This window comes from Rothia uropygioeca, assembly GCF_004136585.1.
Lineage (GTDB): Bacteria > Actinomycetota > Actinomycetes > Actinomycetales > Micrococcaceae > Rothia.
Map to the genome: position 1 here is coordinate 744,200 of NZ_NOIR01000002.1, position 18,461 is coordinate 762,660.

General features: G+C 60.7%; 17 protein-coding genes and 1 pseudogene. 7 read left to right on the top strand and 11 right to left on the bottom strand.

Translation table 11 applies throughout. The features are described 5' to 3' along the window. Positions 1-131: 131 nt before the first annotated feature. The 4 genes from EWR20_RS07610 to EWR20_RS07625 all read right to left on the bottom strand — a co-directional run bounded on the left by EWR20_RS07610 (position 132) and on the right by EWR20_RS07625 (position 3,710). Positions 132-1,541, bottom strand: coding sequence for an amino acid permease (locus EWR20_RS07610; RefSeq protein ID WP_129360181.1), 1,410 nt, complete (start codon positions 1,539-1,541; stop codon positions 132-134). A 275-nt stretch (positions 1,542-1,816) separates the two neighbouring features. Then, positions 1,817-2,317, bottom strand: a complete 501-nt coding sequence (tpx, locus tag EWR20_RS07615; protein WP_129360007.1) for a thiol peroxidase — start codon at positions 2,315-2,317, stop codon at positions 1,817-1,819. Positions 2,318-2,364: 47 nt separating this feature from the next. Then, positions 2,365-2,808, bottom strand: coding sequence for a SufE family protein (locus EWR20_RS07620; protein WP_129360008.1), 444 nt, complete (start codon positions 2,806-2,808; stop codon positions 2,365-2,367). After that, entirely contained in the window at positions 2,805-3,710 is a 906-nt protein-coding gene (locus EWR20_RS07625) for a sulfurtransferase (protein ID WP_129360009.1), read from the bottom strand. Before EWR20_RS07625 ends, EWR20_RS07620 begins: the two co-directional genes overlap by 4 nt. A 249-nt stretch (positions 3,711-3,959) precedes the next feature. Here EWR20_RS07625 and EWR20_RS07630 point away from each other — a divergent pair, with 249 nt between their 5' ends. Genes EWR20_RS07630 through EWR20_RS07640 form a run of 3 tightly spaced genes read left to right on the top strand, consistent with a single transcriptional unit; the run spans position 3,960 to position 8,202 of the window. Then, complete coding sequence (locus EWR20_RS07630) at positions 3,960-5,294, top strand: LLM class flavin-dependent oxidoreductase (RefSeq protein ID WP_129360010.1); 1,335 nt, start codon at positions 3,960-3,962, stop codon at positions 5,292-5,294. 9 nt (positions 5,295-5,303) lie between these two features. After that, on the top strand, positions 5,304-6,266 hold the full coding sequence (locus EWR20_RS07635) for an LLM class flavin-dependent oxidoreductase (protein WP_129360011.1): 963 nt from the start codon (positions 5,304-5,306) through the stop codon (positions 6,264-6,266). 1 nt (position 6,267) lies between these two features. Beyond that, positions 6,268-8,202, top strand: a complete 1,935-nt coding sequence (locus EWR20_RS07640; protein ID WP_165000987.1) for an FAD/NAD(P)-binding protein — start codon at positions 6,268-6,270, stop codon at positions 8,200-8,202. On the opposite strand, the gene EWR20_RS12930 is transcribed toward EWR20_RS07640, so the two are convergent. The 3 genes and pseudogenes from EWR20_RS12930 to EWR20_RS13140 all read right to left on the bottom strand — a co-directional run bounded on the left by EWR20_RS12930 (position 8,199) and on the right by EWR20_RS13140 (position 9,485). Continuing rightward, positions 8,199-8,354 (bottom strand): hypothetical protein, encoded by a 156-nt coding sequence (locus EWR20_RS12930; RefSeq protein ID WP_238147636.1) that lies wholly within the window; start codon positions 8,352-8,354, stop codon positions 8,199-8,201. The genes EWR20_RS07640 and EWR20_RS12930 overlap by 4 nt on opposite strands. Beyond that, positions 8,351-9,186 (bottom strand): annotated as a pseudogene (locus EWR20_RS12935) (low temperature requirement protein A). Before EWR20_RS12935 ends, EWR20_RS12930 begins: the two are co-directional and overlap by 4 nt. After that, on the bottom strand, positions 9,186-9,485 hold the full coding sequence (locus EWR20_RS13140) for a low temperature requirement protein A (RefSeq protein WP_366150740.1): 300 nt from the start codon (positions 9,483-9,485) through the stop codon (positions 9,186-9,188). The pseudogene EWR20_RS12935 and the gene EWR20_RS13140 overlap by 1 nt, the downstream one beginning before the upstream one ends. An 81-nt stretch (positions 9,486-9,566) precedes the next feature. Between EWR20_RS13140 and EWR20_RS07650 the strand changes: the two genes are divergently transcribed. Then, positions 9,567-11,582: a potassium transporter Kup gene (locus EWR20_RS07650; RefSeq protein ID WP_238147638.1), complete on the top strand. Its 2,016-nt coding sequence runs from the start codon at positions 9,567-9,569 to the stop codon at positions 11,580-11,582. A 154-nt stretch (positions 11,583-11,736) separates the two neighbouring features. On the opposite strand, the gene EWR20_RS07655 is transcribed toward EWR20_RS07650, so the two are convergent. Beyond that, positions 11,737-13,092 carry an MFS transporter gene (locus EWR20_RS07655; RefSeq protein ID WP_129360013.1) on the bottom strand — a complete coding sequence of 452 codons (1,356 nt, stop codon included), beginning with the start codon at positions 13,090-13,092 and terminating at the stop codon, positions 11,737-11,739. Positions 13,093-13,249: 157 nt separating this feature from the next. Next, the gene (locus tag EWR20_RS07660; RefSeq protein WP_129360014.1) at positions 13,250-14,194 is read right to left on the bottom strand and encodes an NADP-dependent oxidoreductase; all 945 of its coding nucleotides are present in this window, start codon (positions 14,192-14,194) and stop codon (positions 13,250-13,252) included. Between the two features lie 136 nt (positions 14,195-14,330). Here EWR20_RS07660 and EWR20_RS07665 point away from each other — a divergent pair, with 136 nt between their 5' ends. Further along, positions 14,331-15,026: a mismatch-specific DNA-glycosylase gene (locus EWR20_RS07665; RefSeq protein ID WP_129360015.1), complete on the top strand. Its 696-nt coding sequence runs from the start codon at positions 14,331-14,333 to the stop codon at positions 15,024-15,026. Between the two features lie 137 nt (positions 15,027-15,163). Here EWR20_RS07665 and EWR20_RS07670 read toward each other — a convergent pair whose 3' ends face one another. Beyond that, complete coding sequence (locus EWR20_RS07670) at positions 15,164-15,919, bottom strand: SDR family oxidoreductase (RefSeq protein WP_129360016.1); 756 nt, start codon at positions 15,917-15,919, stop codon at positions 15,164-15,166. A gap of 64 nt (positions 15,920-15,983) precedes the next feature. Here EWR20_RS07670 and EWR20_RS07675 point away from each other — a divergent pair, with 64 nt between their 5' ends. Beyond that, on the top strand, positions 15,984-16,670 hold the full coding sequence (locus EWR20_RS07675) for a TetR/AcrR family transcriptional regulator (RefSeq protein ID WP_129360017.1): 687 nt from the start codon (positions 15,984-15,986) through the stop codon (positions 16,668-16,670). A 99-nt stretch (positions 16,671-16,769) separates the two neighbouring features. Then, complete coding sequence (locus tag EWR20_RS07680) at positions 16,770-17,351, top strand: YdeI/OmpD-associated family protein (RefSeq protein ID WP_129360018.1); 582 nt, start codon at positions 16,770-16,772, stop codon at positions 17,349-17,351. A 465-nt stretch (positions 17,352-17,816) separates the two neighbouring features. Here EWR20_RS07680 and EWR20_RS07685 read toward each other — a convergent pair whose 3' ends face one another. Then, positions 17,817-18,410, bottom strand: a complete 594-nt coding sequence (locus tag EWR20_RS07685) for a TetR/AcrR family transcriptional regulator (RefSeq protein WP_129360019.1) — start codon at positions 18,408-18,410, stop codon at positions 17,817-17,819. Between the last annotated feature and the right edge of the window lie 51 nt (positions 18,411-18,461).

Here is an 18,461-nt window from a genome sequence, read left to right on the forward strand (position 1 = left end):
CACCGCTTTGTGTCTCCGTGCAGGTTATCAACAGGGCTTTCCCACGGGCAAGGTTATCTACCTCATCCGGATCTGCTCAGCCGGTGCATGGAGGACTTCGCCGGGGAAGCGACGCGAAGTCGTCACATGCCTCAGACATTGTGGTTTCGCGGAGCCAACGACTGAACGTCAGCTTCCTCCAAGGTCACCGATTTCGAGCGAGTGATGAGTTTGTGCCCAAGCCACACCAGCAAGAAGACCGGCAACCCGATGTAGGAACTCAACACATGGAAAAGCTGGCCCTTGAAAACGGCCTCGTAGTTCTGGCCAAGGATGACCACAATGCACAGCACGAAAGCGATAATCGGCCCCAAAGGAAAAAGGGGCGCCTTGTACGGGAGGTCCTTGAGATCAAACCCCTGCGCCACGTAGGCCCTGCGGAATCTGAAATGGCATACCGCTATCCCGACCCACACGATGAATCCTGAAAGACCGGAGATATTGACCAACCACGTGTAGGCGGCACCTTGCCCCACCACGGCCGTGATGAATCCGGCCAGGCCGACACACGCCGTCGCGATCAAGGCGGGCATGGGTATCCCGCGCTTATTCACTCTGGCAAAAATTTTCGGTGCCTTGCCTTCGAGCGCGAGGGAAAGAAGCATACGGGTCGAAGCGTAGAGACCTGAATTGCCCGCTGAAAGGATGGCCGTGAGGATCACGGCGTTCATGAGGGAAGCGGCAAATGCGACCCCGGCTCTTTCGAAAACCAGGGTGAAGGGGGAGAAAGCGATATCCGATTCGTCGCTTCTCAGCAGGTTCGGGTCGGTGTACGGAATCAGAAAACCGATCACCGCAATAGCTCCAATGTAGAAGAGCATGATGCGCCAGAACACGGAACGCAACGCTTTGGGGACGTCCCGGCGCGGATTCTCGGCTTCGCCCGCGGCCACACCGATCATTTCGGTTCCCTGGAACGAGAAGCCGGCGATCATGAAGACCGAAATGATCGAGATGAACCCACCGCTGAAGGGTGCGTCCCCTTCGGTCCAATTCGAGAAGCCCGGGGAGTTCCCGCCGATGATGCCCACGATCATCAGGATCCCGGCAATCAGGAAAACGATGACGGCCGCAACCTTGACGGCTGCCAGCCAGAACTCGCCTTCGCCATAAGCGCGTGCCGACAGCGCGTTGAGCGCCGTCAGCAAGACCAGAAACACTGCAGCCCAAATCCAGCCCGGCACGTCGGGCAGCCAGAACGACATGATGAGCCCGGCCGCCACCAGTTCGGCGGCAACCGTGATGGCCCAGTTGAACCAATAGTTCCATCCCATCGCGAAGCCGAAGGACGGGCTCACAAATCGCGTAGCGTACGTCTGGAACGATCCGGCCACCGGCAGATGGGCGGCCATTTCCCCCAGAGATTGCATGAGCAAGAGGACCATCAGACCGATGACGGCGTAGGCCGCGAGTGCGCCTCCTGGGCCAGCGTCCGCGATGGTTCCGCCGGAGGCGAGAAAAAGTCCAGTGCCGATGGCGCCGCCAATGGCGATCATCTGCATATGCCGGTTCCGAAGCCCACGCTTGAGGCCTTCGGGCGTGAAATTCTCCGACTCGGTGCTACTGCTGGACACAATTCTCCCCAGGGGTTGAACGCCAAATTTAGTTCAGGCTACCACCCGGATCCCCGAGGAATGGCGCTCACAAAAGGGAACCTACCAACATGCCATAATTCAGGTTCGGTTCTTTCACATGAAGTGGTTCGGACGCGAAAACACCCCGTCACGGGGCCCGGGCTCCGTGACGGGGTGAAGTCTGTTCCTGCCGAATTCTCGGTTTAGCCCCGGGCGGCCGTAATCGCCGAATCGTAGTCGGGTTCCTGACCGATTTCCGGGACGAGCTGGGTGTAAACCACTTCGCCTTGAGGGCTGATCACGACGACGGACCGCGCCAGGAGCCCTTCCATCGGACCGTCGGTGATCCGGACCCCGTAGTCATCGCCGAAGGTAGAGCGGAACCCCGAGGCGGTCACGACATTGTCGATACCCTCGGCACCGCAAAAGCGACCCAGTGCAAAGGGAAGATCGTTCGAGACGCACACGACCGCAACATCGTTGAGGCCGGCTGCTTCTTCGTTGAACTTTCGGACACTCGCCGCGCAAACTCCGGTATCCACCGAAGGAAAGATATTCAAGACGATGGTTTTTCCCTGGAAGTCGTTCTCGGTGACTTCCCCCAAGTCGGTTCCTGCCAGGGTGAACGCGGGAGGGGTCGATCCTTTGTCGGGCAAGTCGCCCGAGGTCTGGGTCGGATTTCCCTTGAAGGTGATTTCAGCCATGTGTATTCCTCTGTCTCGTGTATTCGCTCAGCTGGACGATGAACTGCCTACTCGGTTTTCTCGGCGACCTGACGCTGAATGCGCGCCAGCATGCCGCTCATCCCATTCAACCTCAAAGGACTGACTGCCTGGGTGAGGGAGAGCCGCAACGGCAAGTCCGAGGGGACGCCGGCGACGATGTCGGCAGATTTTCCGTCGAGTCCTTCGTGGAGAATCCCCGCGAAACCTCGAGTCGTGGGAGCTTCCGGTGGCGCGGAGAAGTACAGACGAACGGTGCTGTCCTCCTCGACCTCGGTCACGAGGAAGATCGGCGACTGGCACTCCGGCACGGGCTCGAGCAACTCGGGGTGGTCCTTGAACCGAGCGGGAAGCTCAGGCAGGCCGTTGCTGAATTCGAGGAGGAGCTGCAGACGGTCCTGAGGCGGAAGTTCGGCAAATTCTTCCACGATCTCCTGCAGTGATTCGGGAAGTTCGGTTGCGGTCTGGGTCATGATGCTGAAGGTGCCTCTCCGGGCTCTTCGCCCTGAACGATGGGTACACGGACGGCGTTGCCCCACTCGGTCCATGAGCCGTCGTAATTGCGCACATTGTTGAATCCGAGCAGGTGTTCCAGAACGAACCACGTGTGGCTAGAACGTTCGCCGATGCGGCAGTACGCGATGATGTCCTGTTCCGGCTCGAGGCCAAGCTCGTCCTGGTAAATGCCACGCAACTCGTCTGCGGACTTGAATGTACCGTCCTCATTGGCCGCACGGGCCCACGGGACGGAATGTGCCGTTGGGATATGGCCTCCGCGAAGAGCCCCTTCCTCAGGGTAATTGGGCATGTGCGTCCGGCGCCCTGTGTACTCGTCGGCGCTTCGCACGTCGATCAGTGGAAGGCTGCCGATGCTCTCGCGGACCTGCGGAAGGTATGCACGGATGCGCTCATCCTCGCGTTCGACGACGGGGTACTCCCCCTGCGCCGGCGAGGGCACGTCAGTTGTCACATCGCGGTCTTCCTCGATCCACTTGGCACGGCCACCGTCCATGAGTCGAACGTCCTGATGTCCGAACAGTGTGAAGACCCACAGCGCGTACGCGGCCCACCAATTGGATTTGTCGCCATAGACAACGATGGTCGTATCCCGGCTGATGCCCTTCTTGGACATGAGCTCAGCGAATGCTTTTCCGTCCACATAGTCTCGGGTCACGGGATCGTTGAGTTCCGTGTGCCAGTCGACCTTGACCGCACCAGGAATGTGGCCGGTCTCGTAGAGGAGGACGTCTTCGTCGCTTTCCACGATCACGACGCCCGGATCCTTGGCGTGGTCTGCGACCCACTGCGTGCTGACGAGTCGTTCCGGATGCGCATATTCGGCGAACTTCGCGCTGTTGTCATTCGGTGCTGACACTTTTCCTCCGTTGGATAGCGGGAACTCTTCTTGGGAGAACGCCCTGGGGCATCTCTGTTATTCCCGAATTTACAGCTTTGGCACATGCAATGCTTTCGGACATATTTCGGACTGTGACAGTGGCGTTCCACTTGCGCAGGAAGACTCCTACGCTGAAATTTCAGCCAAGTGCTCTGACCAGATGGCAGGCCCCAAGAGGCTCCCCAGTCCAAACGATCAGCACGAGTCATTTTTCGAGTGAGGAGCAGGATGAGCCAACGTCAGGTACACCTTGCGGCGCATTTCCCCGGGGTCAATAACACCACGGTTTGGTCGGACCCTAAATCCGGTTCCAATATCGATTTCTCCAGCTTCAAACATTTCAGCCGAACGGCAGAACGCGGGCTTTTCGATTTCGTGTTCTTGGCCGAGGGCCTGCGACTTCGTGAGCACAAAGGGAAAGTTTTCGATCTGGACACTGTCGGTCGTCCTGAAACGGTCACCGTATTGTCCGCGTTGGCCGCTGTCACGGAACACATCGGTTTTGCAGGCACGTTGAGTGCGACTTTCAACGAGCCTTATGATTTGGCCCGAAAATTGGCGACTCTCGATCACGTTTCCGGCGGACGGGCCGCGTGGAATGTGGTCACCACCAATGACGCCTTCACCGGCGAGAATTTCCGGCGAGGCGGCTATCTCGACTACGCGGATCGTTACCGCAGGGCTGTCGATTTCATTTCGGCCGCACGGCAGATGTGGGAGTCCGACTCCGGGCCGTTCGAATTCTCCTCGGAATTCTTTGACATTGCGGGGCGTTTCCCCGTGCACAAGACTCCGCAAACCCACCCGGTACTCTTCCAGGCCGGTGATTCGCCTACAGGCCGTGATTTCGCGTGCGCCAATGCGGACGCGATTTTCACGCGGCATTCCGGCCTCGAAGGCGGACAGGAATTCTACGCCGACATTTCCGACCGTCTTGCACGATTCGGACGTTCCAAGGATGACCTGTCGATCTACCCTGGGGTCACCTACATCATCGGTGATACACATGAGGACGCCGTCGAACGTTCCCGCCAGGTCGCTTTCCAGCAGGTCTCCGGTCCTGGAGCCATCGCTTTCCTCGAAAGGCAGTGGGGAAAGGACCTGAGCGCCTACGACCCCGACGGACCGCTTCCGGACATCGAACCGGATTTCGAATCGGAATCGTTGACCCAGGGACGCGTGCGACGGGTCAAGGATCCGCGTCCCGTCGTCGAGGAATGGCGTCGTTTGGCGAGGGACAAGAATTTGTCGATTCGCGAGCTGGTCGTAGAAGTTTCCGGGCAGCACTCCTTCGTAGGAACGCCTGCAGAAATCGCCGGTCAAATGGACCTCTACGTCCAGGAGCGTGCCGCGGACGGTTTCATCCTGATTCCCCACCTCACCCCTGGCGGACTCGACGAATTCGTCGACCGGGTGGTTCCTGAGCTCCGCTCGCGAGGCGTCTACCGGGATGGTTACCCGGGCCGAACCCTCCGGAAGAACATGGGCCTGCCAGACTACCGGCCAGAAAAAGAATGGGCAGCATCCCGCGAGCGCGCGGACGAATCCCGGGAAGAAAACTAGGAGGACAGCATGAACTTACCTCTTGCCGTGGCGGTTTCTCCGCAGGCCACCGCCGATCTTCACGCTTTGGCCCGTCTGGTCGCCCGGGCGGATTCGACGGCCGGTACTGTACCGCCTGTCCGCTGGCTCGTGGTCCGCGACGATTTTGTTTCGGGTCTGGACGCGCTGACGCTTTCCGCGTGGTTGGCCCCTCAGTCCACGCGCCTGCAGCTCGTGCCTGAAGTGCCGGTGACCCATAACGAGCCGTTCCATATCAGCACCGCGACGGCCACTCTCGACTTCGCGGCAGAGGGCCGTGCCGGATATTCCCCTACTGTGCAGACGGAGAACGCTCCCGCCGCCGCAGCCGGAAGGCGCGCCGCCGCTGATTCCGAACAGACCTGGCGAGAGGTGCGGGATGTGGACGACGTCGTGACCCGGCTTTGGACCTCGTGGGAGCCCGACGCCGTGATTCGGGACGAATCAACGGGTCGGTTCATCGATCGCGAAAAGGTCCACTATGTTGACTTCACCGGTACTGATTCGGTCGGTCAGCAGTTCACCGTCAAGGGGCCCTCGATCACTCCGCGTCCGCCGCGCGGCGAATTGCCTGCACTCGTGAGGGTCTCGGACGAACCATCCGCACGAACCGCGGCCGACATCGCGGATATCGCTGTACTCGACGCCGATGCGTGCCCCACGGCCGAGGCTGGGCGTCGGTTGTTGGATCTGTTGATTGAAGGCTCGGCCGACCCCACTATTCTGATGAGCGTCGCTGTGACCGAGCAGGGGCGGACTGCTCGCGGCGGGACCTCTGAAGCGGAGCTGTCGGCTCTAGTGGACGAAGCCAACGAATTCCTGGGGCACGCCGGCGGCGTGGAGGAATCCGCTGGGTCACCGCGCGAGCTCACGGGTATCGAAGGAGTACTTCTCGATTCCCCGACCGCCCATGCCGCCATAGCTGCGCTCGCCGGTGGCGAACGGGATTCTTGACGTGCCGACTTCCATAGTCTTTGTGGGTGGCGGCCCTAAAACGACCGGGGTTCTCCTCGCTCTCGCGGCTTCGATGCGACCGGAAGCCCCGGCCCTGGACGATCCGGTGGATGTCCATGTGATCGAACCATTCGAAGCCGGTGGCGGGCGCATCTGGCGGCATGAGCAGTCTCCGACGTTGTGGATGAACTCCGTGGCCCGGGACGTGACCATCTTCGCTGACCAGGACGCCTCGTTGACGGCCCCGCCGCTCACTGGTCCCGACCTTGCAACGTGGGTCGAGGGTGCGGGTCGGAACGTCCTCGAAGAGCGTGGGCTGGGTGACTACGTCGAAGGCTTCACACCGGAGAGCTTCGCGCCGCGTCAGGTTCAGGCCGCATACTTAGCCTGGGCCTTCGACAGGGCCGTCGAGTCTATGCCGGACGCCGTTCACGTGCATGTGCACCGGTCATTGGCGGTCAAGGTTCTCTCTTCCGGCGATCGCCGCAGCGTCTTTCTGGAGTCGAGCAGCAATGGATCTGCCCGAATAGACGCCGATGTGGTGGTGCTGGCACAAGGTTTCGTGGAAATCGAGGACGATGCGGAAACCCGCATGCTGAAGACTCAGGCCGAAGAACTCGGGTTGTCGTACATAGCGCCCGGATACACGGCCGATGTAGATCTCTCCGGTCTGGAGCCGGGGCAGGACGTGTTGGTTCGGGGCTTCGGCCTGGCATTCATCGACGCCATGATGATGGTGACCGAAGACCGTGGAGGAGTATTCCAGTCAAGTGGTGCCAGGACTCGGTATCGGCCTTCGGGCCGGGAACCGGTCCTGTGGGTCGGTTCTCGGCGAGGGGTTCCCTACCATTCCAAGCTGGGTTATCTCCCCAAGGGTATGCGCGTGGGCCCGACTCGGTATGTGACCAAGGAAAACTTCGCACGTCTTGCCGATGATGCGAAGGTCGAGGGACCGGGAAGGCTCACCGTCCTGGACGACGTGATGCCGTTGCTGGACATGGAGTTGTTCGTCGCGCATTATTCCGAACTTGCGTATCGGCACCCGCAGCGTGCCGAATTCGCACCCGACGACATCCGAGACAGGGGGGATGAGTGGAGCAGCATTTTCCTCGCGGGAAACCGCTCTCATGCCTCCGACCTCAGGAACGAGCTGGATCGATGGGCGCAGAGCCTGGTGCCGGATCCCAGAGACCATTACGATCTCGCGCGTATAGACCGACCCTTCGCCGCGCGTGATTTCGATGGTAGGGAGGACGTCGAACAAGCCGTGTCCGACTATGTGCGGGGCGACCTCGACCGCGCCGCCGATCCTTCCTACTCGCAGGACTCGGCTCGTTTTCACGCCTTGGTCGGGGCCTACTATGTGGTCCGAGAGCTCGTCGCCCACGGAGAATTCTCGGCCGAAGATCGTATTCAGAATTTCGACGCCGGACTCCACGGCCTCTTCTCCTTTATCGCCTCGGGCCCTCCGCCCGAACGTCTGGAGAATCTGCTCGCATTGCATCGTGAGGGATTGGTTCGGTTCTTGGGTCCGGAGGTACGGGTTTGCGTACACGACGGCGCGTTCGAAGCGGCCTCCCCCGCGTACCGGGAAGTGGTGCGCACCCGCTCGATGTTTGACGCTCGACTCGCGAGAGTCAGCGCGAAGCGGGCCAAGGACACTTTGCTGCGCGACTTGATTCGACAGGGTGATCTGAAGGTTGAGAGTCAGGGTGGGATGGCCGCCAAGTTCCTGATCGATGAGAACAATCGCGCCCTTGATTCTCGCGGGGTTCCCCAGGACGACCTCTTGATGGTCGGTCCGTCGGTTGCGGGCTCGGTCGAAGAAGCGTTCTCAAGGCCAGGAACCGATGCCCACGTTTTTCGGGACAATGAGAGGCTCGCCCAGCGTCTGCGGGAATTCATCCCGACGCCCTCGACGGCCCGAATCCTTTAGACGGTCGGTGCCTCCGTCGGATCGGCCAGTGGCGCGCGAATAACCAGCACGTCGACGACCGCCGCGATGACCAAGGCAGTCACAGCAACGGGTAAGGGAAGCACCGGGTCGAGGAGCACCAGGAGCGCGCCCAATGGATCCGCGGTATTCACGACGCCGTCCGCGTGCTTTCGGAAAGCGATCCACCAGATCGCCATGAGGAATACGGCGACCGGCAGAGCAACCGAATAGATGCAGTGAGAGACGGTAGGTGGGAGCGATGGGACAAGTTGTCGATTTCGATTTCGATTCCCGCGGAAAAGGCCCCAGCGGCCGCGAAAACGAAATAGTGGACATACCCATAACGAAGTGATGCTCCGAGGCTGGAGATCGAGCGGTGGTGCGGAGGCCAGAAATAGATCCACCACAGGCCGGCCGTGACCACGAGCGCGAGAATGGCTATGGCCACCAGCTCACCCAATTTCTCGGACTCATGCAAGGCTTCGATAATCGCATTCGCGGAAGCGGCCAGGGATTCTCCGAGCACGATCAAGGTGAAGAGGCCGTACCGTTCGGTGACGTGGTGCGGATGCCACGGCGTGCTTCCGATTCGTTCGGCCACGACCGGAACCGAAACCTCGACGAGCATCAGAAGCACGAAGCCGACGACTTGGGTCGTCGACGCGGGAACCATCAGCCAGGCGACCCAGAGAACCTGGGCGAAGAGGACCCCGAAGGCGAAATCAATGCTGCTCGGCCTGCCTGGCCGCCTGACCTGGCAGCGCGCAACCATTGAAAGACCATTGCGACTCGCATGAGCACATATCCAATGACCACAACCGTGTAGTTGCTTTCGGTGAAGGCGGGATCGAGTCCAGCTGCGAGAACCAGGACCCCGGCCATCTGCACGATGGTGACGAGTCGGTAGAGCCAGTCGTCGGTGTCGAATGATGTTGCAAACCATGTGAAATTCATCCATGCCCACCAGATACCGAAGAACGCCATCAGATAGTGTGCCAGGGCTCCGCCGATGTCCCCTCCGACATCAACTGGTGAAGATTCTGCGCCGCTGTGCTGACAGCGACCACGAAGACCAAATCGAAGAAAAGCTCGAGCGTGCTGGCGGCCCGGAATTTCTCTGTTGGATTCCGTGGGCCCATCGGGACGAGCCGAAACCGGGCTGGCGAAGGTGCTGTATGCATGAGACGGCCTGTCTGCGCCGGGGTGCAGCGGGGACTGCGGAACTCTCGTAGCCTACAATCAACGGTTTTAGTTCGCTGTCCTAATAATGGTCCGGGGCTCATACATGACCATGCTTCACTTCACACTATCTGCTCCGCGAATTGTATTGCCGGCCCCCATCCGTGGTGGCACAATCATCCTTCGTGAACAAGACAGCTGGTTCTAATTCGGATTATTTATCCTCGTCAAACGGTAATTCCGCAGCGGAGAACTCACCGGGGCAGGAAGAGGATCCGAAGGGCGAAACCATGGCATTGGCCCTCGGAGCACCCCGTCCCAAGTCCAAGGCACCGGTCGCGTTGATCGTCGCCGCAGTCGGCGTCGTCTTCGGGGATATCGGAACCAGCCCCCTGTACTCAATGCAAACGGTGTTCAGCATTCACCACCGGGCCATCGGCCCGACCCAGCAGGACGTACTGGGCGTGATTTCCATGGTCATCTGGTGTCTGCTGCTGATCGTGACGGTGGCCTACATCGGATTCATCATGAAGGCCCACAACCAAGGCGAAGGCGGGATCCTGTCCCTCGCTTCGCTCATCTGGCACAAGCTCGGAAAATCGTCCCACCGGGCCGGGGTCGCCATCGTCCTCGCCGTCATCGGCGCCTCCCTGTTCTACGGAGATTCGCTGATCACCCCTGCGATTTCGGTGATGAGCGCGATCGAAGGCGTCGAGGTCGCAGACCCGGGATTCGCCGAATACATCGTTCCGATTTCGGTGGTGATTCTTTCCACCCTGTTCGCGATCCAACGTTGGGGAACCGGCTCAATCGGCAAAGCCTTCGGACCGATCATGGTCACGTGGTTCCTGGTGCTGCTGGTCCTGGGGGTCCCGCATATTTTTCAGAACCCGTCGATCTTCCGTGCTCTCTCGCCCACTTATGCGATCGCATTCGCCCTCGACCGGCCCTTTGTTGCGTTCATCGCCATGGGCGCTGTGGTCCTGGCGGTCACAGGCGTCGAAGCGTTGTACGCGGACATGGGGCATTTCGGCCGCAAGCCCATCATGCTCGCCTGGCTGTCTCTCGTGCTTCCCGCTCTGGCTATCAACTACCTCGGCCAGGGCGCGATGATCCTGGACCATCCCGAGACCATAGAGAATCCTTTCTTCCATCTGGCACCTCATTGGGCGAGGATCCCACTCGTGGTTCTCGCGGCCTGCGCGACGGTGATCGCCTCCCAGGCAGTCATTTCCGGTGCCTTTTCGGTATCGCGTCAAGCCACACGGTTGTCCTTGCTGCCCCGGCTCCGAGTCGTGCAGACCTCGAAGGACCAAGGCGGGCAGATCTACATGCCCACAGTCAATCTCCTGTTGTTCCTGGGCGTATTGACTTTGGTCCTCGTGTTCCGTTCCTCCAGCAATTTGGCCGCGGCCTACGGCTTGTCCGTGACGGGCACGCTCCTGCTGGAGCTGTCGCTCTTCCTGCTGTTGGCTCATGCGGTGTGGAAATGGTCCTTCATCCGAGTCGCGACGTTGGCATTCTTCGTCGGCGGACTGGAGCTTCTCCTGTTCGGGGCGAATGTGGTCAAGGTTCTCTCCGGGGGCTGGTTGCCGCTACTCATCGCCGCGTGCTTCATCATCGTCATGCTGTCGTGGCGCCGAGGTTCGCGCATCATGTGGGGCCGACGGGCCGAGATGGAGGGTCCGATCGAAGATTTCGTGAATTGCATCCACGGATCGGATGTCCAACGGGTGCCCGGGGTCGCCGTATACCCGCACGGCAACCCCTCCACGACTCCCCTGGCACTGGGCTCAAACCTCGAGTTCAACCATGTGTTGCACAGGAATTCCGTGATCATCACCATGAAGAATGTGGGGGTCCCGCACGTCCGGAGCGACAAGCGCATTCACGTTACCCAGCTGGGCGATCCGCAGGACGGAATCATCCACGTGCTCTGCCGCGTCGGTTTCAACGACTCTCAGGACGTACCGCAAGCGCTGAGGCTCACGAAGGTCGAATACCCTGAGCTCGAATTCGATCCCTCGGAAGCCGTATACATACTCTCGGTTTTCCGAATAGAACCGGGCGAGGAAATGTGCATGCCCCGATGGCAGAAGGTCCTGTTCCGCTTCTTGGAGAAATTCTCGGCAAACCGCACTCAGGCGCTGCATTTGCCGCTGCACCGCACCACGGTCATGGGCGCTCAGGCCGAGCTCTGAAGCACTTCGCAACAGGGAGGCACCCGAGGGTGCCGACGTCGTCGCCGGCGCCTTTGCACCAAAGTCGACGAAGGAGGTTCCACCGGACAGGCGATCATGTTTCCGAATTCCGACCGTGCGGGTCCCGACCGGACATCCCTCCTGGTCCGGCCGATCAGCGCGCTCGCTCCTTGAGGTAACGCTTGGCCTTGGGCATTTCGATGAGGATCATCGCCGCGCCGAGGACCCAGAGGGGGATCTGCACGGACATAGCGACTTTGAAACCATGCAGTGAATACGTGCTGGGAGTGCCTGCGCCTTGCAGATCCAAGACGAATCCGATCAACAAGACCGTTATCAGGGCCGCACTGAAGCCACCCATGTTGACCAGTCCTGTTGCGACGCCGCGTTGACGCTTGGGCGCGTGCGTGCGAACGATGTCGAATGCGGTCATGGACAACGGTATTCCGCCGCCCATGATCGCGCCGTAAATCAGGGTGACGGAATAAGGTGCGGCTCCTGGCCACAGTAAGAGCACCATCCATGCGGCGAACATGATGACGACGCCGGACAGAGACAGCATGACGCGGTGTTGAGAGTATTTCGCGAGGATCGGGCCGAAGACCAGGGCACCGATCATGGAGGCCACAATGGCAACGTTAAGAACAAGGTGTGCGGCGGCGTTCGAGTAGCCCAGTCCACCCGTCAGGAACGGGGTACCCCACAGAAGCAGGAAGCTATCGGGGGCAAACATCGTGGAGAAGTGCACCCAGAAGGCCAACCTGACACCGGGTCTTTTCAGGAGCGATGTGATAGCTGGGAAGACGCCGGTGGAGCCGGGCCCGACCACGGGCAGCACCTCGGTCAGGATGATGGGGCCGGTATCAGCAAGAACCGGGGAGGACATGGTTTGTATGCCCTTTTTCTTGCCCGTCACCCGCTCGATGATGGTTCCCGAACCGGGGCCGTCCCGCATCACGAAGATTACGAAAACCAGGATCACGGCGCCGATCGCAGTGAGGCTCGCGAACCCGGTCATCCATCCGAAGACCCCGACCACGGCGGCCAATGGCGCAACCGCGACGAGCTGGCCGATTTGGCCGGCGAGTCCCGTCAGCTGGTTGACCAGGGGTGCCTGGTCACGCGTAAACCATTCTGCCGCAAGCCGAACCACCGATGTGAATATTCCAGCATCGCCGGCACCGAGAAGAATTCGGGCGAAGACCGCCACCGGGATCACGTCGGTCGAAGCCAGAATGAGCTGAGCCACAGACATGCACAGTAGTCCGACGCCAATGACCCATGAGGTTCCGAATCGGTCGAGGCAGACGCCTACCGGGATCTGGCATAGGGCATAGACAACGAGCTGAAGGACGAGAAAAGAAGAAAGGACCGTCGCCTCAGCGCCGAAATGCTCCTGAGCGGTTGGGCCCAGGGCCGAGAAGGAGCTGCGGTTCACCAGAGCGAACATGTACGCGGCCAGTCCAACAGCCCAAATAAGCCACTTGATGTGCAGTCTCCGGGTCATCATGACCTGACTTTATCTCCGTGCGATGGTGCGCCGTCCAGACATTGCACTACCATGACGCCGATTCCCTCCGCCTCGGAGGTGAGCGCGAATGCCTCAATAATTCGTCGAGGGCGAGCGAGAGGCTGCCGCGTCCGAAGCCTCCCACCACGAAAAAATATCAGGCAGTCAGATCCAGGACGATCCGGCCGCGCACTCCCCCGGATTCGAGTTTCCTGTGCGCTTCTGCGGCCTGTCCCGCCGGCAGCGTCTCGGCAACCCTCAACGTGAGCGTCCCGTTCTCAGCTTGGTCGCGAAGTTCGGAGAGCATCTGTCGGTCTTCTGCCACGTCCCAGACCATCACCGGATGGACCTGGAGACCTCGGGTGCCGTCACCCTTGTATCCGCGGAATGTGGCGACCGAGCCACCATCCTTGACCGCCGGAAGGACTTGTTCGGACTGAATCGAGGCATCCGCCAACCCGTCCACACCCTCCGGAACGATTTCGCGGATCCTGTCCGCGACGTCGTCGCCACGTGGCACAAGATGATCCGCACCGAAGGAACGCACGAGTTCCTCGTCCTTCTCGGCGGTGTCGGCAACTACGGTAAGACCATCGGCCTTGGCAAGCTGAATAATGTACCCCCCGAGAGTACCTGCGCCACCCGTCACAGCCAGAGTCTGACCGGGTCGGAGGTCAAGCAGGTTAAGAGCCCGTCGAGCTGTCAGGGCGTTCATGGGCAATGTGGATGCTGCGGCGTCGGAAGCATTCGAGGGTGCTCGGACGACGGAACCAAGCGGCAACACAATATCCTCGCGGTAAGCGCCGTGAGATCCGGAAGGCTGCACCACTGCGACCACGCGGTCCCCGATCTCCAAGTCAGTATCCGCTCCGGGCCCGAGCTCGGCAACGACACCGGCGACGTCCATTCCCGGAACATCCCCCGGATCTTCGGCCCTGTCCTTCTCCGAACGCTGCCCGGCGCGAACGCCGGTGTCGGTCGGGCTCACGGCCACCGCCGTCACCGCGACCCTCACCTGTTCGGGTCCGAGCTCCTCTGCGGGAACGTCGATTTCATGGAGGGCCTCGGGTCCTCCGTACTGGGTTACTCCGTAAGCACGCATACAACCTGTCTAGCACTGTGCTCGAGCACCCACAACGGTTATGCAATAACGATTAACGTGGCCCTTCACGGCATGACCAGGCCGGGCCTCGAAGCCACATCGTCCGTTATGTGGTTTCCGCGTAGAGTGAGGGCCCATGACCTCAGCCTTGCCGGAGAATTGGGAACCGTGGCGTAGCCGGTCGCATCTGGGCGACCGGCGCCCCACCCGCAAGGAGACCGCACACGCCGTCAGCTCGGGGAATGGACGCGAAGACGTGCTCCCTTATCCTCGGGACGAGCAGAACACGGGGCTCGTTCGGATACTCATCATTGGGATCAACCCGAGTCCGTGGACGGCCGCCGTCAATGCCCCGTTCGCGCGACCGGGAAACCGATTCTGGACTTCACTCGAAGCCGCCGGAATACTGGATCGTCGCATCGACGCCTCCCGAGGTCTTTCCCCCGCGGATGAGAGGATACTCGCCGAACGAGGCCTCGGAATCACCAACCTCGTCTCCCGCCCTTCCGCACGCGCAGACGAGCTTTCACGCTCCGAATTGCGTGACGGCGGATCCCAGCTGGTCGAGCGCATACGCGTCATCAGGCCACAGGCTGTGGCCGTGGTAGGAATTACGGCATTCCGCGATGCGTTCGCAGCTCCGCGAACGATTATGGGGCTTCAGCGTACAGGCGCCTTGGCCGACTGGCCGGACGACGTCCAGTTGTGGGTGCTACCCAATCCTTCCGGGCTGAACGCGCACGAGAACATCGAATCCCTTGCCCAGAAATGGCGCGAGGTGTGGGAAGCCACGGTTCCACCGGCTGTGCCGCCGGCGACCGACACCGTCTAACCGCTCGGCCACTAACCTTTCGCAGGGTTGGCCTCACTGCTGCTCCTCGCCTCGCCTAGGAATACCATGCGGTCGAGTGCGAACACCGTGGTACGCAGTCTCCACCCCATGCGTCGTCCTGGGTCATCCAGCACAGGTCAGCGGGTTGTATAACCTCCGCTGGCGAAGATGGTCTGGCCCGTAATCCACCAACCCTCCGACGTCAAGAAACGGACGATGGGTGCAATGTCTTCGATCTGGGTCAGGTGGTTTCCCATGGCTTGGGATTTGTGGAACTCGACGCGCTCCGGGGTCTCCTGCCCGTAAAAGAACGGCGTATTCATGGGGCCGGGCGCGACCGCCGTCACCGAAATTCCGCGGTCGGCAAACTCCTTGGCGGCCGCCCGGGTGAAGTGCTCGACGGGCGATTTGCCGCCGGCATACGTGGAGTAACCATCCGTCAATGCAGCGAGGAGTGCGGTCACAATCGTGATGATCTTTCCGCCATCAGCGAGTCTCTTGCCGGCCTCCTGGATGAAGAAATATGCCGCTTTGGCGTTGGTGTCGAACATCGAATCGTATTCGACCTCGGTCGTCTCAGCGATGGGCTTGCGGAGGACCTTTCCCACCGTGTTCACCGCTACGTCGATCGTGCCGATCGCGGCCTCTGCTTCCGAGACGAGACGCGTGATGTTCGCCGGAACAGTCAGGTCGCCCTGAATGATTTCGGCTTTGACCCCTGCGGACCGGACCGCCGCCAGGGTCTGTTCGGCCTTGGTGCGACTGGAATCGGAGTTGTAGTGGATCGCAACGTTTGCGCCGGCGTCAGCAGCCTGCCGTGCGATTAGTCCGCCGAGATTCTTGGCGCCTCCGGCGATGAGGACGTTCTTGCACATCAGGGTGTGATCAGTCATTTCAATACCCCCATATCAGCGATATGCAACTCGATATCAGCGATACATTCTGTACGATAACAGCATGACAGAGCGTTCCGGAACCGGCACCAGAGAAAGGCTCATCTCGGCGGCTGCAGACCTCATTACTGCATCCCCGGGCGAAGAAGTCTCCCTGCGCGCCGTATGCGATGCTGCCGGGGTCAAAATGCCGACCCTTTATCACTTTTTCGGCTCCAAACAGGGGCTCATTGACGCGGTCATAGAGCACGGCTTCGATCTCTACCTGGGCGGGAAGGCATCTATGGAACCCTCCGGTGACCCGATTCAGGACATTCGGTCGGGGTGGGATGCTCACGTCGAATTCGGACTCGCCAACCCTGGTTTCTATACTTTGATGTACGGAACCGTGAGCCCAGGGCATTCGCCGGCACCTCAGTCACGCGCGAGCGATATCCTGCGTGGGCTCACCACCCGAGCGGCCGAACAGAATCGCCTCGTCGTCTCCCCCGAGCAAGCCGCCGCACACGTTCTCGTGGCCAACACCGGCGTGACTCTCCGACAAATAGTCCTCGCGAAAGCCGATCCGGAGCTCTCCGAGGCAGTACGCGAAGGAGTTATCGCCGCAATCACCGGAGCTGATCCCCGGAAAGACGACCCGCTCGCCGCGGCCATCGAGATCGCGGCGGCCAGCCCAGAAACCCTGGGGAAGGCGGAAACCCAGTTGTTGATCGAGTGGCTGACCGCCCTCGGTCGAGGCCGCCCCCGCTGACTACGGTCCGCCCGGATAGAGCCGGACCAGGTCGGACTCGACCGCTGAGTCCGACCGCGGAGCCCATGCCGATCTGAAAGAGGAAGATAAGCCGAGCCCATGACCTCATCCTCCACCGACTCGCCCCTTGTCGTCGCCGGAACCAACGCCTGGCGGGAATGGCTGGAAGTCAACGACGACCATTCCGACGGCGTCTGGCTCATGCTCGCGAAGAAAGGCACGACGTCACCGACCTCCCTGATGTACCAGGAAGCGCTCGAAGAAGCTCTGTGCAGCGGATGGATCGACGGGCAGCGCAAAGCATTCGACGAATATGTCTTTCTGCAACGCTTCACGCCACGACGGACCGGATCAGTGTGGTCACAGCGGAACGTCGCCGTCGTGGCCCGTCTCGTCTCAGAAGGTCGCTTGCGGCCACGCGGAATCGACGAGATAGAACGTGCCAAAGCCGATGGGCGTTGGGAACGCGCCTATCCTGGTTCGGCCGCGGTCGAGGTCCCGGCGGAGCTGACCGAGGCGCTCGCCGCGGAGCCTGCGGCCCAAATTGCTTTCGCCGCGCTCAGCCGCTCCGAGCGCTACAGCGCTCTCCACCCCATTTTGACCGCTCCGAATGAGGCATTGCGTGCCAAGAGGGTGAACCGACTCCTGATGCGATTGAAGACCGGTCGAGCGGACGATTGATCCCCTGCAAAGGTGGAAACTAGTCAAGGGGAGTTATCGGGGGAAGGTCTCGGGCCAATGCCATCGGTTCGGAGTGCGCCCGGACCGCAGGATAGTCTAACTGTTCAAACCGGGCCGCCCGGAAGCCACATTCCCCTTCCCGCAGCTTAAGACGGGCACGGGGCCGGTTCGTTCAGTTTGGGAACGACTTCTTCGGGTTGGGGCGTGCAGAAGCCCCTTGCTGAAACCAACGAGTCGACCAGAGGCGAGATCCGAGATGAGATGACGCCCTCGGCGCTCATCTCGGCGGACCGGGCTCGAAGTCAAACTCAGGGTGCCCACCTGCCCAAGAATTGGCTAGTTCGATCCCCACGTGGGCAAAGCCCTCTTCGTTGCGTGTCGCACTAACTTCGAGGACGTCTGGAACCGTCCTGAACCGCCAGCCCGCGAGCGCAGCCCCGCCAGCCTAGGCGTTATCGCTGGCTCTTACCGCTCCCGAACGACACCCAAACCAATGAACACGACATCGATAAGTTCATTGACGACCGCCTGGTCAACTTCCTGGCGCGTAAGTACTCGAATCAGCACAGCACCAAGTAGCGCCTCCACGGCAGCGTGAACTGGCGCCTCTTCCCGCACCTGCCCGACTTTGATCGCGTCTTGGAAGCGAGAGACAAGGGCTGCACGCGTTTTTCGCGTGACCTGGTCCTCGTATTGTGCCGCGACCGCGGCGTTCTCGGCAGTCGCGGAAGTGGTGGCCCGAAGCAGTGCAGCGTTGTCCGGGTTGGCTGTTGCGTGAGCGAAATCGCTCATCCAGGCGGTGATATCCCTCCGGATGTCGTCTGAATGAGCAACCGGTATGGTCGGTGAGAGATTGCCGTGGAGGATGCCTTCTGCGACGAGCGCACTCTTTGTGGGGTACCAACGATAGATTGTCTGTTTACCGACCCCCGCCATCGCTGAAACCCGGTCGATAGAAAATTTGTCGTATCCGCGCGCAACAAGCTCGTCACGCGTTGCTTCAAGGATGGCCAGTCTAGACTTCTCGCTACGAGCACGGCCCGGTCGTCCATTTGCCATGACACCATCTTCCACGTATTTGCAAAAGATTCAGAACTACAACTTGCGCGA

What these genes read in the sequence shown, in the direction of transcription:
- EWR20_RS07610 (WP_129360181.1), bottom strand. Translation starts at nt 1,541, where the DNA reads ATGCAGATGATCGCCATTGGCGGCGCCATCGGCACTGGACTTTTTCTC.
- EWR20_RS13140 (WP_366150740.1), bottom strand. Translation starts at nt 9,485, where the DNA reads ATGAGCCCCGGACCATTATTAGGACAGCGAACTAAAACCGTTGATTGT.
- EWR20_RS07680 (WP_129360018.1), top strand. Translation starts at nt 16,770, where the DNA reads ATGACCTCATCCTCCACCGACTCGCCCCTTGTCGTCGCCGGAACCAAC.
- EWR20_RS07635 (WP_129360011.1), top strand. Translation starts at nt 5,304, where the DNA reads ATGAACTTACCTCTTGCCGTGGCGGTTTCTCCGCAGGCCACCGCCGAT.
- EWR20_RS07670 (WP_129360016.1), bottom strand. Translation starts at nt 15,919, where the DNA reads ATGACTGATCACACCCTGATGTGCAAGAACGTCCTCATCGCCGGAGGC.
- EWR20_RS07685 (WP_129360019.1), bottom strand. Translation starts at nt 18,410, where the DNA reads ATGGCAAATGGACGACCGGGCCGTGCTCGTAGCGAGAAGTCTAGACTG.
- EWR20_RS07655 (WP_129360013.1), bottom strand. Translation starts at nt 13,092, where the DNA reads ATGATGACCCGGAGACTGCACATCAAGTGGCTTATTTGGGCTGTTGGA.
- EWR20_RS07665 (WP_129360015.1), top strand. Translation starts at nt 14,331, where the DNA reads ATGACCTCAGCCTTGCCGGAGAATTGGGAACCGTGGCGTAGCCGGTCG.
- EWR20_RS07620 (WP_129360008.1), bottom strand. Translation starts at nt 2,808, where the DNA reads ATGACCCAGACCGCAACCGAACTTCCCGAATCACTGCAGGAGATCGTG.
- EWR20_RS07630 (WP_129360010.1), top strand. Translation starts at nt 3,960, where the DNA reads ATGAGCCAACGTCAGGTACACCTTGCGGCGCATTTCCCCGGGGTCAAT.
- EWR20_RS07675 (WP_129360017.1), top strand. Translation starts at nt 15,984, where the DNA reads ATGACAGAGCGTTCCGGAACCGGCACCAGAGAAAGGCTCATCTCGGCG.
- tpx (WP_129360007.1), bottom strand. Translation starts at nt 2,317, where the DNA reads ATGGCTGAAATCACCTTCAAGGGAAATCCGACCCAGACCTCGGGCGAC.
- EWR20_RS07660 (WP_129360014.1), bottom strand. Translation starts at nt 14,194, where the DNA reads ATGCGTGCTTACGGAGTAACCCAGTACGGAGGACCCGAGGCCCTCCAT.